The organism is Aequorivita vitellina (assembly GCF_022008365.1).
Classification (GTDB): Bacteria; Bacteroidota; Bacteroidia; order Flavobacteriales; family Flavobacteriaceae; genus Aequorivita; species Aequorivita vitellina.
The window spans coordinates 1-16,080 of the sequence record NZ_JAIRBA010000036.1 but is presented as its reverse complement, the minus strand read 5'-3'; the positions used below and the strand labels follow the sequence as shown (position 1 = coordinate 16,080).

General features: G+C 38.8%; 12 protein-coding genes. 2 read left to right on the top strand and 10 right to left on the bottom strand.

Translation table 11 applies throughout. The annotated features are described in order from the left end of the window. Window positions 1-106: 106 nt before the first annotated feature. From K8089_RS14405 to K8089_RS14365, 9 genes are all read right to left on the bottom strand, one after another. Window positions 107-763: a DUF1579 domain-containing protein gene (locus K8089_RS14405; protein ID WP_237604001.1), complete on the bottom strand. Its 657-nt coding sequence runs from the start codon at window positions 761-763 to the stop codon at window positions 107-109. A gap of 157 nt (window positions 764-920) precedes the next feature. Then, window positions 921-1,397: a DUF4199 domain-containing protein gene (locus tag K8089_RS14400; protein ID WP_237604000.1), complete on the bottom strand. Its 477-nt coding sequence runs from the start codon at window positions 1,395-1,397 to the stop codon at window positions 921-923. A gap of 164 nt (window positions 1,398-1,561) precedes the next feature. Next, complete coding sequence (secA, locus tag K8089_RS14395; protein WP_237603999.1) at window positions 1,562-4,921, bottom strand: preprotein translocase subunit SecA; 3,360 nt, start codon at window positions 4,919-4,921, stop codon at window positions 1,562-1,564. A gap of 193 nt (window positions 4,922-5,114) precedes the next feature. Then, window positions 5,115-5,336 carry a DUF2795 domain-containing protein gene (locus K8089_RS14390; RefSeq protein ID WP_014782927.1) on the bottom strand — a complete coding sequence of 74 codons (222 nt, stop codon included), beginning with the start codon at window positions 5,334-5,336 and terminating at the stop codon, window positions 5,115-5,117. Window positions 5,337-5,536: 200 nt separating this feature from the next. Beyond that, window positions 5,537-6,109: a cob(I)yrinic acid a,c-diamide adenosyltransferase gene (locus K8089_RS14385; RefSeq protein WP_237603998.1), complete on the bottom strand. Its 573-nt coding sequence runs from the start codon at window positions 6,107-6,109 to the stop codon at window positions 5,537-5,539. Window positions 6,110-6,201: 92 nt separating this feature from the next. Further along, window positions 6,202-6,378 (bottom strand): hypothetical protein, encoded by a 177-nt coding sequence (locus tag K8089_RS14380; RefSeq protein WP_237603997.1) that lies wholly within the window; start codon window positions 6,376-6,378, stop codon window positions 6,202-6,204. Window positions 6,379-6,492: 114 nt separating this feature from the next. After that, window positions 6,493-7,188 carry an ABC transporter ATP-binding protein gene (locus K8089_RS14375; protein ID WP_237603996.1) on the bottom strand — a complete coding sequence of 232 codons (696 nt, stop codon included), beginning with the start codon at window positions 7,186-7,188 and terminating at the stop codon, window positions 6,493-6,495. A gap of 315 nt (window positions 7,189-7,503) precedes the next feature. Then, window positions 7,504-8,217: an O-methyltransferase gene (locus K8089_RS14370; protein ID WP_338149263.1), complete on the bottom strand. Its 714-nt coding sequence runs from the start codon at window positions 8,215-8,217 to the stop codon at window positions 7,504-7,506. Between the two features lie 228 nt (window positions 8,218-8,445). Next, entirely contained in the window at window positions 8,446-10,317 is a 1,872-nt protein-coding gene (locus tag K8089_RS14365) for an ABC-F family ATP-binding cassette domain-containing protein (RefSeq protein WP_237603994.1), read from the bottom strand. Between the two features lie 286 nt (window positions 10,318-10,603). Between K8089_RS14365 and K8089_RS14360 the strand changes: the two genes are divergently transcribed. Next, the gene (locus tag K8089_RS14360; protein ID WP_237603993.1) at window positions 10,604-11,263 is read left to right on the top strand and encodes a uracil-DNA glycosylase family protein; all 660 of its coding nucleotides are present in this window, start codon (window positions 10,604-10,606) and stop codon (window positions 11,261-11,263) included. Between the two features lie 6 nt (window positions 11,264-11,269). On the opposite strand, the gene K8089_RS14355 is transcribed toward K8089_RS14360, so the two are convergent. After that, window positions 11,270-14,563 carry an FG-GAP-like repeat-containing protein gene (locus K8089_RS14355; protein WP_237603992.1) on the bottom strand — a complete coding sequence of 1,098 codons (3,294 nt, stop codon included), beginning with the start codon at window positions 14,561-14,563 and terminating at the stop codon, window positions 11,270-11,272. A 198-nt stretch (window positions 14,564-14,761) separates the two neighbouring features. Between K8089_RS14355 and K8089_RS14350 the strand changes: the two genes are divergently transcribed. Next, a partial coding sequence (locus tag K8089_RS14350; protein WP_237603991.1) for an HYR domain-containing protein occupies window positions 14,762-16,080 on the top strand: 1,319 nt, incomplete at its 3' end.

Here is a 16,080-nt window from a genome sequence, read left to right as displayed (position 1 = left end):
GCAAAAATTAAATTTTTGAATTAATTAATTTCTCGATATCGGAAACCAAAGAGCGACCTAATTTTGTAAAATTGGGTCGCTCTCTGTTTATAAAACTGAAAATGCTTTACTTAGCTCTTTTCATTAGAATTTCCATATTTTTAAATTCTTCACCTCCTTCTGAGATTATAAACATTTCCATTTTTCGGGTATCGTCATCTATAATGGTATAAATCTGTTTCATCTGTTTTTCGTTTCCAGTCATCGGGTCTACCATGGTGCCGGTGAGCGTTGTAGCTTTACTTGCAGGGTCGTATTTTCCGCGCATTACCGATAAACCGGTGCCCATATTGTCTATCCAAGTAGAGATATATTCATTGGTTGCATTATCATAAGCAATTGTTGATCTACCTTCAAAAGGCATTCCCATCATCTCTCCTTTTGTGGTAGCAACTTGATACCGGTTACCCAAAATCATTTTTACATCTTCGGTGGCAGTTGCCTTTTCTGGCGGTGCGTCGGGGCCCATCCAAAAAGTAAGTTCGTCGTTCCATTGGCCTACGTCGGCTGCCATCATTTTGTGTGGTTCGCCTGGCGTCATGTAGGCTTCCCAAGCTTTTTGCATGGCAATAGAATCCATGGGCGGTTCTGGAGTTTGTGGTTCTTCGGAAACAATACTGTCTGTTGCAACAGTAGTATCGGTTTCCATGGTTTCCTTGCTTTCATCTTTGCAGGAAGCAAAGCATAACGCGAATACTGATACTGCTAAAAATAGATTTTTCATAATACTTAGTTTTAAGTTGTTGATTTAAAGCTAAATTATGAAAAAACGAATTATTTTACTGTTAATTAATTGGTTTTAAGTTAATTGTGTTGTGGGTTGAAAGATTCAATTTGGTGAAATATCTTTTTACAGGAAAATTTCCGAAGCTAATTTGAATTTATTTCTTCCGAACAAAAAAAGCCAAAACTGCCGATGTAACTACCCCCATCCCCAAAGCACCAAATGCAGATTGCCACATATAACTATTTATATTGAAATAGTCGTTGGCCTTGGTACGCGTCATTAAATCGTTGGTTACGGAGTATTCAATTACGTTATTAAAATATTCTGGTGTAATATAATTGTGGGTTATGTATTGCGCCACAGGAGAGAGTAGTGCCACAAAAACACTTAAAAATACACCCGAAACAAAACCTTGTAGCCACGTCATTTTACCGCCATAAACGCGGCGTCTTTTTTCGCGCATTTCTAACAAATACATTAATATGGCGAAAGGGGCAAAAAGCATGGTTAGCCACCAGTGTTCTGCAATTTGTTCTTCGTGCCAACCCAAAGTTTTTTCGAGTAACATCCAGCATAATATAGCAATGGTGAAGATAATTGCCCATTTAAATTCAATATATATTTTTCTCATGTTTAGTTTTGGTTTTGATGAATTAAATCACCATTAAAGATAGTTTTTTTATCGCAAAAAATCCCGAAACAATTGCTTCGGGATTTGTAATTTTCGTTAAGATTTTGTTTAATCTATCTCACGTCTCACGTCTCACGTCTCACGTCTAATATCTCGAGTCTATCTTATTCATCAACCAAAACCCAATCGCCTTTATCAAGTAGTGGGATAGCTTGCTTAAATTTCAGCGTTTTATTTTCACCGCTCATCACATTTTTAATTGTTACTTTTTCGTTGCGATTTATCTTTGGACGCTCGCGGGTAATAGTTTCAGTTACTTGTTGGCGTTGCGGTTGTGTGTTCCCTGCGGCACGTGATTGTGCAGCGCGCTCATCCATATTGGGGATTTCGTCTTTTTGCTCGCTTAGGTTTTCTTTTCTTTTTACTTCGCGTGCTTCTTGAATTTGCTGTTGGTTTTCTGCTGGCAATTCTCCTTTAAAAAGGAAGGAAACAACATCTTTATTCACTTTTTCAATCATCGCTTTAAAAAGCTCAAATGCTTCAAATTTGTAAATAAGCAACGGATCTTTTTGTTCGTGAACTGCAAGTTGAACAGATTGTTTTAGCTCATCCATTTTGCGTAAATGCGTTTTCCAAGCATCGTCTATAATGGCTAAAGTTATATTTTTCTCAAAATCATTAACCAGTTGCTTTCCTTCGGTTTCGTATGCTTTTTCAAGATCGGTGGCAACGTTTAGGGTTTTTACACCATCTGTAAAAGGAACTAGAATACGTTTGTATTTATCTTTCTGCGTTTCGTAAACATTTTTAATTACAGGGTAAGCCATTTCGGCATTGCGCTCCATCTTGTTTTGATAATGCACTAAAGCTGCTTTATAAATTTTACCTGCAATTTCGGCACTGTCCATTTTATCAAATTCCTTTTCAGAAATAGGGGAATGCATGGAGAAGAAACGGATTAATTCGAACTCAAAATTCTTGTAATCTTGCGCCATTTTGTTGGTTTCGGCAACTACTTCGGCAGTGTCAAAAATCATGTTTGCAATATCCACGCGAAGACGATCGCCAAATAGTGCGTGGAAACGGCGTTTGTAAACTACTTCGCGTTGGGCATTCATTACATCATCATACTCAAGCAATCTTTTACGAATCCCGAAGTTGTTTTCCTCAACTTTTTTCTGCGCCCGCTCAATAGATTTTGAAATCATTTTATGCTGAATAACTTCGCCTTCCTTCAAGCCCATACGGTCCATCATTTTGGCAATTCGTTCACTTCCGAAGAGACGCATCAAGTTGTCTTCCAAAGAAACGTAAAACTGCGAACTTCCCGGGTCACCCTGTCGTCCACTACGTCCGCGCAACTGTCTGTCAACACGTCGGCTATCGTGCCGCTCGGTACCTACAATTGCAAGTCCGCCCGCTTTTTTCACTTCGTCGCTCAATTTAATATCCGTACCACGACCCGCCATGTTGGTGGCTATGGTTACAATTCCGCTCTTTCCAGCTTCGGCAACAATATCTGCCTCGCGTTTGTGGAGTTTTGCGTTCAAAACGTTATGCGGAATATTGCGAATACTCAACATACGGCTGAGTAATTCAGAAATTTCAACCGAAGTAGTACCAATCAATACAGGTCTTCCGGCGTTTGAAAGTGCTGTAACTTCTTCGGCAACAGCATTGTATTTTTCTCTCTTTGTTTTGTAAATTTTATCCTCTCGGTCAAAACGCGCAATTGGACGGTTGGTTGGAATTTCAACTACATCTAGTTTGTAGATTTCCCAAAGTTCACCGGCTTCTGTTACGGCGGTACCCGTCATTCCCGAAAGTTTGCGGTACATACGGAAGTAATTTTGAAGCGTAATAGTTGCAAAGGTTTGCGTCATGGCTTCAATCTTTACATCTTCTTTGGCTTCAATTGCTTGGTGCAGTCCGTCGCTATAACGACGTCCGTCCATAATACGGCCCGTCTGCTCGTCAACGATCATTACTTTGTTTTCCATCACCACATATTGGTCGTCTTTTTCAAAAAGCGTGTATGCTTTTAAAAGCTGATTCATAGTGTGAATACGTTCACTTTTTACTGAAAAATCGCGGAAAAGTTCTTCTTTTTCGGCAACTTCTTCTTCCGTAGGGAGTCCTTTGCTTTCTATTTTAGCAATTTCGCTTCCTATTTCTGGCATCACAAAGAAATCTGGGTCGCCTTCGCCCGAAAGGAAATCTACGCCTTTATCGGTAAGTTCTATCTGGTTGTTTTTTTCGTCAATTACAAAATACAACTCTGCATCTACCTTTGGCATTTCGCGATTGTTGTCGCTCATGTAATGGTTTTCGGTTTTCTGAAGAATTTGTCTTACGCCTTCTTCCGATAGAAATTTTATCAATGCTTTATTTTTCGGCAAACCGCGATATACGCGAAGCAATTGAAAACCGCCTTCTTTTTCGTCTCCTTCTTTAATTAGTTTTTTTGCTTCGGCCAACACTCCTGTTAAGTACTTTTTTTGTACTTCAACAATATTTTTAATATTTGGTTTTAACTCGTTAAATTCGTGACGATCGCCTTCTGGTACCGGTCCCGAAATAATTAAAGGCGTACGAGCATCGTCAATTAATACCGAATCTACCTCATCTACTATTGCGTAGTGGTGTGGGCGTTGTACCAAATCGTTTGGGGCGTGCGCCATATTATCGCGTAAGTAATCGAAACCAAACTCGTTGTTGGTACCGTAGGTAATATCAGACAAATATGCTTTTCTGCGCGCTTCGGAGTTTGGGCGATGATTATCGATACAATCTACCGTCATCCCGTGAAACTGAAACAATGGTGCCATCCACGCGCTATCACGTCTGGCAAGATAATCGTTAACCGTTACTAGGTGTACTCCGTTTCCGGCAAGTGCGTTTAGATACATTGGCAGCGTTGCAACCAAGGTTTTACCTTCACCCGTTTGCATTTCGGCTACTTTTCCTTCGTGAAGTGCAACCCCGCCAATAAGTTGTACGTCGTAATGAACCATATCCCAAGTAATTGGTTTTCCGGCAGCATCCCACGAGTTTTGCCAAATGGCTTTATCGTCTTCCAGGGAAACGTAATCTTTTTCAGCGGAAATTTCACGGTCAAATTGGCTGGCAGTAACTGTAATGGTTTCATTGTTTTTAAAGCGTTTTGCGGTTTCTTTCATTACAGCAAAGGCTTCGGGAAGTATTTTGTTGAGGGTCGCTTTTTCAATTTCGTAGCGATCGTCCTTGAGCTTGTCTATTTGGTTGTAGTATTCTTCTTTTTTGTTGATGTCTTGCTCGGCTTCAGACTGTTTTTCAAGGGCATCAATTTGGTCCTGAATTTCTTTTTGGGCGTCTTTTATTTCTTTTCTGAAATAATCAGACTTTGCTCGAAGTTCGTCGTGGGAAAGTTTTTCAATTGCGGCTTCGTGTTTTTTTACCTCATTTACCAACGGCTGTATTTCGCCAATATCTTTTTTTGATTTATCGCCTACAAAAACTTTTAGTACGTTATCTAATATTCCCATTGTTATATATTTTGTTTTTTAATTACGAATTCAGGATCTAAATTTTACAAGTGGCCTCGCAGCAAAAGCGAAGAACACCTTGCAGGGTATTCGTGAATTCGTGGCGTTTTTTTTAATTCTTTTTTAAATAAAAAAAAGCCTCCTGAAAGAGACTTTTTATATTATTTTTAAATGTTTCCCAAAATATTGGGAATTAATATTCATCCTCGTTCCAGAGATAATCGTCGTCTGTGGGGTAGTCTGCCCAGATCTCTTCAATAGAGTCGTAAGAGTCGCCCTCGTCTTCAATTGCCTGAAGGTTTTCCACTACTTCTAGTGGAGCACCGGTCCTGATCGCGTAATCAATCAATTCGTCTTTGGTTGCGGGCCAGGGTGCATCACTTAAATATGATGCTAATTCTAATGTCCAGTACATAGCACTTTAGGTTTTAATTTTCTGCAAAAGTAATTTTTTAGATCAAAAAGTCAAGTAAAATCTCAATTATTTCTGCTGTATTTTAAAGAACGTTTTTTTGCTGCTGATAATCAGCTTGTTACAAAATAGATTGTTAATAAGTTATTTAAGCTAAAGTGCTGTTTTTCTTCTATTTCCAGAAATTTTCTACAAGGTAGCTATCACAGTTTTTTCGGAATCCATTGCGTTTCTTCTGCGTTTGTGTCTTTAGACAACTTTCGTGCCAGTACAAATAGGTAGTCAGATAGTCGGTTTAAATATTTTAACACCTTTTCGTCAATGGGTTCATTTTCATTTAACAGCGTAGCGCGACGTTCTGCTCGACGGCAAACAGTGCGGGCAATGTGACAATATGACACGGTAGAATTTCCTCCCGGTAATATAAAATGGGTCATTGGTGGCAGGGCGTCGTTCATTACATCCATTTCATTCTCTAAAAGTGTGATGTCTTCTTCTTCAATTCTTGGAATATTGAGCCGTTCTTTTCCACTTTTCAATGTAGCTTTTGCCGGATCTGTGGCCAATATAGCGCCAAGGGTAAACAACCTGTCTTGAATATGAATTATAATTTCCTTGCTTCGCGGGTCTATATCTTGCGTACGAACCAATCCTAAATACGAATTGAGTTCGTCTACAGTGCCATAGCTTTCAATACGTATATTGTGCTTTGCAACCCGTGTGCCGCCGAATAGAGCAGTTGTGCCTGCATCGCCGGTTTTTGTATAAATTTTCATAATTACTTTATGATTTTGAGGAATGAGATTTTAAACAAATTTACAAATAACCCTAGGAATATTACCATGAAATTACTGCCATCTGCATCTGCTCACTGCCCATTTTCTTTCTCTCGTTCTTTTTTCCGCTGGTAATAACTACTTCTAAAGTTTTTATTGCGGCGCTTGCGCAGACTGGTTGCATTGCTTTTGTTCCAAAAATAGAGAAGGGCGAGAAGGAGAATTCCGCCAATTATTAAAACGATGGGGTTTGAAAGGTCAAGATTCATATTTCAAAGATAAAATTTGAAATTGGAAGGGCGAAAATTTTTTCAAGGAATAAAGAGGAAAGAGGAAAGAAGGAAGACAATGAAATCTCAAATTAATAAATCCCAAATCCCAATTTAAACTTCAACTTCTTTTCTCGTGTCACTTTCCACCATTCCGTCGCGAAGCCGAATAATTCTATGTGCATTTTCGGCAATTTCTTCTTCGTGGGTTACTAAAATTACGGTGTTTCCGGCTTTGTGAATTTCATTAAAAAGATTCATTATTTCGTCTGAAGTTTTGGAGTCTAGATTTCCGGTTGGCTCATCGGCTAAAATGATGGAAGGTTTATTTACCAAAGCTCTTCCCACAGCCACACGTTGGCGTTGTCCACCCGAAAGTTGATTGGGTTTATGGTCCATTCTATCTGCCAAGCCAACATCTGTTAAAACCTGTTTTGCCCGTTCGGTGCGGTCGCTTTTTGAGGCGCCAGCGTAAATCATTGGCAATGCTACATTTTCCAATGCAGTGGTGCGAGGTAGAAGGTTAAAGGTTTGAAAAACGAAACCTATTTCTTTGTTTCTTATTTCGGCCAATTCATCATCGGTCATATTGCTTACGTCGTTTCCGTTCAATTCATAACTGCCGGAAGTTGGCGTGTCTAAACATCCCAAAAGGTTCATTAATGTAGATTTTCCCGAACCGGAAGGGCCCATTAAAGCTACGTATTCGCCGCGATTTATGTCGAGGTCTATTCCTTTTAAAACTTTTACAACTTCGTTTCCAAGTGGAAAATCTCGGGTTATATTTCTAATTTTAATAAGTAAACTCATAAGCGTTTTTCAATATGTGCTATAAGACGCAAAGGTTGGCGTGATGTTACAAAGTATGATAAATTTCAAATAACAAATAACAAATAACAAATAACAAATCTCAAATCTCAAATAACAAATCTCAAATCTCAAATCTCAAATCTCAAATCACAAATCACAAATCCCAAATCACAAATCACAAATGGCAAGTTTCAATTAAATTCCAAAAAATAAAAACTAAATATAGATTAATATTCTTCGTGATTTTGAGAGAAAAAATGGTTTGCAAATTAGCAAATAAGCTCTGTGTTTTATTTTTCTTCTCAACTAATCCACTCAAACACGAATGATAAAATGCTCCTTGGTTTGTTCTTTTCTGAAAAAAACCAAGCCCCATTGAAAAGTGTCGATGCTCACTGTTACGTTTTTGTTGGCAATTATTTGTTGCCAAGCTTCGGTCATATCTTTGCTCCAGTAAATATCGTCAAAAATAATGACGGAATTGTTGTGTGTGTTTTTTAAAAGCGAATTGAAATATTCTAAAGTTCGGTCGCCGTTGTGGTCGCCGTCTATAAAAATTAAATCGTATTTTTCTGAAGTATTCGCAGCGAGGAAATCCCTAAATATTTCTTGGTGAATTTGAATGTTATGTAAATTGAAAGTTTCAAAATAATCCTGTGCTTTTTGCAGGGTATTTGGGCAGCCGTCCACGGTGTTAATTGCGGCAAATTCGTTGGATAGTGAAAGGGCAATGGTTGCCAATCCCAGTGATGTTCCCAGTTCCAAAACGTTCTCACTTTTAAAATACCTTGCCAAACGAAAGAGCAATTTTTGCCGTTTCTTTTTCATCCCAGCATTTTTTACAACTGCCGAAACTTTGCGAGCATTGCCTTTAAATACGCGCGAACCTTGCCCATAATCCTTCATTTCTACCATCGAAGAGTCGTGGCGTAGTGCGCGTCGGTGTTTTTTTAAAGTTGCGTATTCTGGGTAAATCGTTTTATCGTTAAAGCATTGCGTTACCAAATTATATACAAAAGGCGAGTGCACTCCGTGCTTGTTTTTGGAGAGCCGAATAAATTTTATGTAACTTTTTGATTGATGAATCACGGGGGAAAGTTAACGGTAAAAAATTAATTGATAAATCGCAAGAGCAATATTATTTTAGATTCGCAAAATATTTGCTCGGCGTTCACTGTGATTTGGCCGATATTTTTCACCGCAAAAGCGCAGAGAACAAAACGTTTTCAATGAAAACTTAAAAGCTGAACCCCAAAATTATTCCCCCATTTTAGCCGACAGCTCGAACCAGCGTTCTGTTTTTTGGTCAATCTTATCTATTATTTCCTGAAGTTTTATGGATTGTTTGTCAATTTCGGCGCCGTCCCAGTTTTCGGTTGCGAATTTATTTTGAAGTTCCTCGCGGTTTTTTTCAAGATTCGCAATTTCTTTTTCCAGTTTATTGAATTCTTTTTGTTCGTTGTAATTCAATTTTGCAGGAGTGGAATCTTGTTTCCAATCTTTTTTTGTTTTTGTTGTTGTTTCACTGGCATTGCGTTTTTCTTGAATATTACTGTCTTCATAAGCTCTGAAATCTGAATAATTTCCGGGGAAATCTTCTATTTCTGCATCGCCTCTAAAAACAAAAAGATGATCCACAATTTTATCCATAAAATAACGGTCGTGCGAAACAACCAAAAGACAACCGGGAAAATCTAAAAGGAAACTTTCTAAGACATTGAGCGTAACAATATCTAAATCGTTGGTTGGCTCATCGAGAATTAAAAAGTTTGGGTTTTTAATTAAAACCGTACATAAATACAGACGTTTTCGCTCGCCGCCACTAAGTTTTTCAACAAAATCGTATTGTTTTTTAGGGTCGAAAAGAAAACGTTCCAGCAGTTGTGAGGCCGATATTATCCTTCCTTTTTTCAGCGGGATATATTCGCCGTATTCTTTTATAACATCTATTACTTTCTGGCCTTCTTTAATTTTAATTCCGGCTTGGGTGTAATAACCAAATTTTACTGTTTCGCCAACAACTACTTTCCCTGAATCTGGTTTTAATACGCCGGTTAAAATATTTAAGAAGGTGGATTTTCCTGTTCCGTTTTTCCCAATAATGCCAACGCGCTCGCCACGATTAAAGTTGTATTCAAACTTATCGAGCATTGGTTTATCGCCAAACGATTTTGAAACTTTATGAAACTCAACCACTTTGGTGCCCATTCGTTCCATATTTAATTCTAACTGAACTTGATGGTCGTTTCGGCGTTTGCTGGCGCGGTCTTTAATTTCGTGAAAATCGTCAATTCGGCTTTTACTTTTTGTAGTTCGCGCTTTTGGTTGACGGCGCATCCAATCTAGTTCTTTCTTAAAAAGCTGTTTCGCTTTCCCCGTTTCTGTGGCTTCGTTTTCAATTCGAGCGTCGCGTTTTTCTAAATAATAGCTGTAATTTCCTTTGTAGCTGTATAGCGTTCCTTCGTCTAATTCTACAATTTCATTGCATACACGTTCCAAAAAATAACGGTCGTGCGTAACCATAAATAAGGTGAAGTTTTCCTTTGCGAAAAGATTTTCCAGCCACTCAATCATTTCTAAATCTAAATGGTTGGTAGGCTCGTCCATTATTAACAAATCGGGCGTGGTGAGTAAGGCATTGGCCAAAGCCAAACGTTTTTTTTGTCCGCCGCTAAGTGTGGAAACTTTTGCGTGCAAGTTTTCCATTTTTAGTTTGAAGAGAATTTGCTTGTAGCGCGTTTCAAAATCCCAAGCGTGGTGGGCTTCCATAGCGTCGAAAGCTTTTTGATATGCTTCGGAGTCTTCGGGATTTTCTATGGCGTGTTCGTAGGCTTCAATTATTTTTAGAATTGGATTGTCTGAAGAAAAAATAGTTTGCTCTACCGTAAGCGCGGGATCCAAATCTGGTTCCTGGGGCAGATAGGCAATTTTTAGACCTTTTCGGCTAACAACGTTTCCAGAATCGGCAGTGTCGTTTCCAGCAATAATGTTTAGTAACGAGGTTTTTCCGGTACCGTTTTTGGCAACGAAACCTATTTTTTGTCCTTCGTTTATGCCGAAGGAAATATTTTCAAACAAAGGCTTCATCCCGAAGGATTTGGATATATTTTCTACTGAAAGGTAATTCACAATTTGTATTTTCGGCAAATGTAGTGAATATGTTAGTGGATTCGCGCATTTGTAATAACTGATGCTAATGTATTCTAAATGAAAAAATTGCTGCAATTAAAAGGTGCGAAAAGGTTTACGCAATGGCCACGTAAAACAATTATTTATTTGAAGAGCGCTTCCCTGTCCAAAAAAAATTCTGTACTTTTCATTTGTATAATTTTAAAATTGACACATTTAAATTTATAGATTCTGAATTCGGAAATTGATTTTAAAATCGTAAATAATAGCTTCAAAATTTAATCGCTTGTTTCACCACATTCATCCGTACGCACCGTATATTCCCAAAACCGCCACGAAACTAATTGTGGGCACATTACCGCCGCCGCGTTTTACCACAGGGGAGTTAAAAGAAGGCGATGTAGATTTTTGCTACGGTAGCAGGGATGGGCAATTGTGGGTTATTCTCGATAAAATATTCAATTTGAATTTAAAGTTTGAAACAACTGCCGAAGCTATTGCACAAAGAGAACATTTTCTTATAAAAAGAGGGATTGGTATTTGCGATATGGTCGCTTCGGCGCGACGTGAAAAAGTGGATGCTTCAGACATTGGAATGTTGGAAGTGGAGCTTCGCGATTTGGTTGCGGTACTTCAGCAAAACCCTAAAATTGATACACTACTTTTTACGGGAGGAAACAGTAAAAACGGTCCAGAATATTTCTTCCGAAGAAAATTGAAAGAGTACAATATTTCTTTAAAATTAGTTTCAAACGAAGTGCCCCGAATTCATCGATTTCAACTTCCCAACAACGGTAGGATTGTTAAAACTGTTTCGTTAATTGCGCCTTCGGGAGCGGCAAATAGGGCGGTGGGGAGTCTGGCTTCCTATAAAAAAATGAAAGCCGAATTTCCCGAAAAAACAACTATCGATTTTCGGGTGGAACAGTATCGGCCTTTTTTTTAAAACGTTTTAAGGTGTCGCGAAATTAAAAATCTGCAAGGGGGCATTATTGCTAACCACCACATACATTTCGTTTCCGTTGACGGTAAGGGCTTTCATGTTTTTTGAATCGCTGTCTATAAAAGGCACGTATTCCTTTGAATGCGTAAAGTTACCTTTTCCATCGCCCAGCAAAACATAGCCGTAGTTGCTGTCGTAACGAATGGTTTCCACTTCGGCATCATAAATGGCACCAACGCCCATTATATCTAAGTTGCCATCGTTGTTGAAGTCGCGAGAAATAAAGGAAAGTGTAGGACCTAGCTGGGCTTCGTTTGGTAACATTTTTACTTGGAACTTTCCGTTGCCGAGGTTTTCTGCATACATACTCTTAAAATTGTGGCTGGTTAACTTAAAGGCTTCTTTCAACTGTTCTTTGCCGTAGATGCCCTCCATATCCAACGTAGAAAATTCTTTGTAGCTTTTAATTTTATCGAGCAGAAATGGGTTTTGCTGGCTACTGCATTCTTTTCCGCGAACGGGAACTATTCTTCCGTCGTTAATTTTACTCATAGCGACGTCAAAACTGCCGTTGTTATCAAAATCCTTGGCATAAATAAACAGGGGTTTTTCTGCGGAAGGATGAAATTTATTGTTGCCGCCAATGTTGCCAAATACGTAATCTTCATCGCCATCGCCATCAAAATCTGTAGCAGATACGGTGAACCACCAGCCTTCGGTGTTTTCAAACCCGGCAATGTTTTCATTTTTGGAGAACTTTCCATTATTGTTAGTGAAAATGGTTGGCGCCATCCACTCGCCGGTTACCAAAAGATCTAAGTCATTATCGTTATCATAATCGGTGAAAATTGCTTCAGAAATCATCCCTATTTCTTTAAGTGAAGGGTTATCTTCAGTGGCATCTTTAAAGATTCCGTTTTCGTTTTTAAGAAGATAGGAACGTGGGGAAAGCGGGTATTTTCTGGGAACCACATTTCCGCCAACAAACAAATCTAGATCACCATCGCCATCATAATCTGCAGCCACGACACTTTTGCTGGATACTAACATTGCCGGCAACGCTTCTTTTTTATAAGTAAAATTACCGTTGCCGTCATTTATAAAAAGTCTGTCCTGCAAAAGCGGACTGTTTTCGTCGAGCTGGTAACCGGCGCTAGCAATGTAAAGGTCTAAGTCGCCATCAGCATCGGCGTCAAAAAATAGGGCATTGGCATCTTCAAATTTTGCATTGTTTTTCCAAAGTGCTTCGTTTGTTTTTGTGAAGCTGCCATCTGTTTTTTGAATGTAAAGTGCGGCCTCGGCTCCAGCGGCATTTCCAACAAAGAAGTCGTCTAATCCATCGCCATTCACATCGGCCACAGCAAGACCACTACCTTTGGTGGATTGTTTTTGCGGAATAAGCAGCTGAAGTGAAAAATCGTCGAAATCATTCTCTTTCTGGACGTAATCAATCCCGATACTCGCAGGGTCTAAACTGAATTTTTTTGAAACTGGGTGTTTGTATGCCACAGTTCCTACAGTAGCAGTTGTATAATCTACATTGAGCATTTTGTTGGTGGATGGATTGTTCAGTTTCGATATTTTTCCATCGGGCCATTGTACTACTACTTCATCAATTTTTTCGTTTTTTCCGAGCCCAAAATGTAGCACATCCGAAACTGACGATTGATACCCACGGGTGAGATATAACTGTTGTAATTGAATGGTGTCGTCGTTTTTTACATAAACCTTTGCGCCAATTCCTATTGGGTTATTATTTGGGCCTTTCAGTTTTACTTTTAGGTAATTATTGTTGGCGTTGTTTCTATATATGCCCACTTCGTCGTCAATATTGTTTACAATGAGGTCTAAATCGCCATCGTTATCGAGGTCTGCATAAACAGCGCCGCTTGAGAAAGTTGGATCTTCCAGTCCCCATTCTTTAATTGATTTTGTAAAAGTTAGATCGCCATTATTTTTAAAAATATAGTTGTTTAGCTTTTGGTAGGGCAACATATCTGTAACGGCTTCTAAAGTCATGGCCTCTCCACTGGCATTTTTTTCTTTTAAAGCGCTTCTGAAATCTTGGTTGGCGTAATCTTTATAAACTCCATTTGAAACAAAAATATCTTTAAGCCCATCGTTATCAAAATCTGCAATAAGTGGAGCCCAGCTCCAATCTGTTTTAACGATGCCGCTTAACTGTGCAGTTTCTTGAAACTTGCCATTGCCATTATTGTAATGTAAAAGGTTTGCCATATACGCGTGGTGATAACCCACTTCTACCATCGCTAAGAAATTGGAGGTGCTCATTGACGCCATGTTCTGCTTGCTTCTGGCATAGTTTTCTGCAAGCATATCTAAGGTTATTAAATCTGGATGGAGGTCATTGTTGAGGTCGGCATAATCAGAGCCCATACTATTAAAAGAAATGTGGTTAATGCGGCTGTTTATTTCGTTTTTAAAAGTGCCATCTTTTTGATTGATGTACATAGCATCGGGTTCTAGAAAATCATTTGAAACGTAAATGTCGTCCCAACCGTCATTATTGAAATCTCCAATGGCACTGGCAAGCCCCCAAGTTTTGTTGTATAACCCTGCCTCGCCGGTTACTTTTGTAAAGATAGTACCGTCGTTACGGTATAGTTGGTCACTGGTAATTTCTTCAATATTTCGTTGAATTTCGCTGCTTATTTTGGCGTTGTTTTTAAAGTCGTAACGATAGTTTACTACATATATATCTAGGTCACCGTCTTTGTCGTAATCTAGCTGATAAATTTGCGTAGTATAACCGGGATCGTCCAAGCCCCATTTTTTTCCTTCTTCATTAAAAGTGCCGTCCTTTTGGTTGACGAATAAAAGGTTCCGTCTGGCATTGTCATCATTTAGCGAACCAGCTTTTGAAACGTATATATCCAGCCATCCATCATTATTTATGTCTAGCATGGTTACGCCCGTTGAGAATCCTTTGTAATCTTCTGTTTTTGACGATGTGGTTATGTCTTCAAATTTGAGGCTGCCCGTATTCTTATAAAGTTTATTCGGTCCAAAATTAGACACCAGATAGATATCTTGAAGCCCATCATTATCAATATCGCCCACGGCAACTCCAGCTCCGGCATATATATAGGGGTAATTTAAAAAGTTAAAATCTAAATCTTGTTTTATTACATTTTTAAATTCTAAATGTGAAGTTTCTGAAGTGATTTTTGTGTATAAATTTGACGCATTGTCAGTAAATTGTGGTTTTTCGGTCTTTTTATTTTGCTGGGAACAAGAGAATAAAATGAAGGTCAAAAATAGAAATACGATTGGTTTTTTCATAATAAAGTAAATTAACTCTCTTATAGACAATTGCTTAAGGAGGGTGGTCGAAATATATTTTTTAGCTAAAAGAAATAATTCTTAAATATAGTAAATTTTAGTTTTGGGAATAATTTGTCTTCTATCATAAATAATGCTATTTTTAACGACCTATTAACATAGAATTTTAATATTTATTAACTTAAAACAATTTTTTTTATGAAGAAAATTACCCTCACGCTCTTACTGTTATTTTTTACAGTCGGGAGCGTCTTTAGTCAATGTATTGCGACTTCTGCTTATGGATCGGGAACTGTGTCTAACGCATCCCAAACACCTGTTGTCTTTACTACCTGTAATTTTGCGGGTGAAAGAGTGACGGTAACGGTTGCCACTTCAGGAAACTATAGGTTTGCTTCAAGTGTTAGCACTGATTTTTTAACTTTTACTGATGCGACAAACAATGTTATAGCTTCAGGTATAACTCCCTTAGATGTTAATGTTGCTACATCAGGAACTTATAGATTGCATGTTTATGCAGATGCTGCTTGTACATCTGAAAGCGCTTGTAGAGCAACTTCAGGCATGTCTTTAGATCCACCACCTCCACCGCCAGCAAATGATCTGTGCTCGGGAGCGATTGAGTTAACAGCAGATGGTACAGTGCCTGGCACTTCTACCAATGCTACTGTTGATGCCCCAGGGGCTTGTGGAGGAGTTAGTATTACCGCACCAGGAGTATGGTACTATTTTGACGATGTTAGTGGTTCTGGCTCTGCTGTAACTATTAACACATGTTCTGCTGTTGGGTATGACACTAAGCTTTCTGTTTACACTGGTGCTTGTGGAGCACTTACTTGCGTAACTGCAAATGATGATGCTACTTGTGCTGCTAGTGGCGTTAGAAGTGAAGTAACTTTTACTACAGATGGTTCTTCTAGATACTATGTGTTAGTGCATGGTTACAGTTCAAGTTCTGGTAATTTTGAATTAAATATTTCTGGTTTCCCAGTACTTTCTACTGGTATGCCTCCAACTATAATTTGCCCTGCAAACATTACAGCTAACAACGCTCCAGGAACCTGTGGTGCTGTAGTTAACTTTGCCGGAGTTGCATTTGATGATGAAGATGGAAACATCTCTGACGATATTGTAGCTACACCTGCAAGTGGAAGCACTTTTGCAGTAGGTGATACTACTGTTACCCTTTCTGTTACAGACAGCGATGGCAATACTGAAACATGTGATTTTATAGTTACAGTGGTTGACAACGAAGATCCTGTGGCAGTATGCCAAGATATAACAGTAGACCTTGACCCAGTTACCGGAATGGCAACAATTACCGCTGCCGATCTAGACAACGGTTCAATGGACAACTGTGCTATTGCTTCTATGTCTTTAGATGTATCTTCATTTGATTGTTCAAATGTGGGTCCAAATACCGTAACTATGACAGTTACAGATACAGCTGGAAGAACAGCTACTTGTACTTCTACGGTTACTGTACAAGATGTTACAGCTCCTGAAGTATTCTGCGT

What these genes read in the sequence shown, in the direction of transcription:
- secA (WP_237603999.1), bottom strand. Translation starts at nt 4,921, where the DNA reads ATGGGAATATTAGATAACGTACTAAAAGTTTTTGTAGGCGATAAATCA.
- K8089_RS14355 (WP_237603992.1), bottom strand. Translation starts at nt 14,563, where the DNA reads ATGAAAAAACCAATCGTATTTCTATTTTTGACCTTCATTTTATTCTCT.
- K8089_RS14405 (WP_237604001.1), bottom strand. Translation starts at nt 763, where the DNA reads ATGAAAAATCTATTTTTAGCAGTATCAGTATTCGCGTTATGCTTTGCT.
- K8089_RS14385 (WP_237603998.1), bottom strand. Translation starts at nt 6,109, where the DNA reads ATGAAAATTTATACAAAAACCGGCGATGCAGGCACAACTGCTCTATTC.
- K8089_RS14390 (WP_014782927.1), bottom strand. Translation starts at nt 5,336, where the DNA reads ATGTACTGGACATTAGAATTAGCATCATATTTAAGTGATGCACCCTGG.
- K8089_RS14380 (WP_237603997.1), bottom strand. Translation starts at nt 6,378, where the DNA reads ATGAATCTTGACCTTTCAAACCCCATCGTTTTAATAATTGGCGGAATT.
- K8089_RS14375 (WP_237603996.1), bottom strand. Translation starts at nt 7,188, where the DNA reads ATGAGTTTACTTATTAAAATTAGAAATATAACCCGAGATTTTCCACTT.
- K8089_RS14400 (WP_237604000.1), bottom strand. Translation starts at nt 1,397, where the DNA reads ATGAGAAAAATATATATTGAATTTAAATGGGCAATTATCTTCACCATT.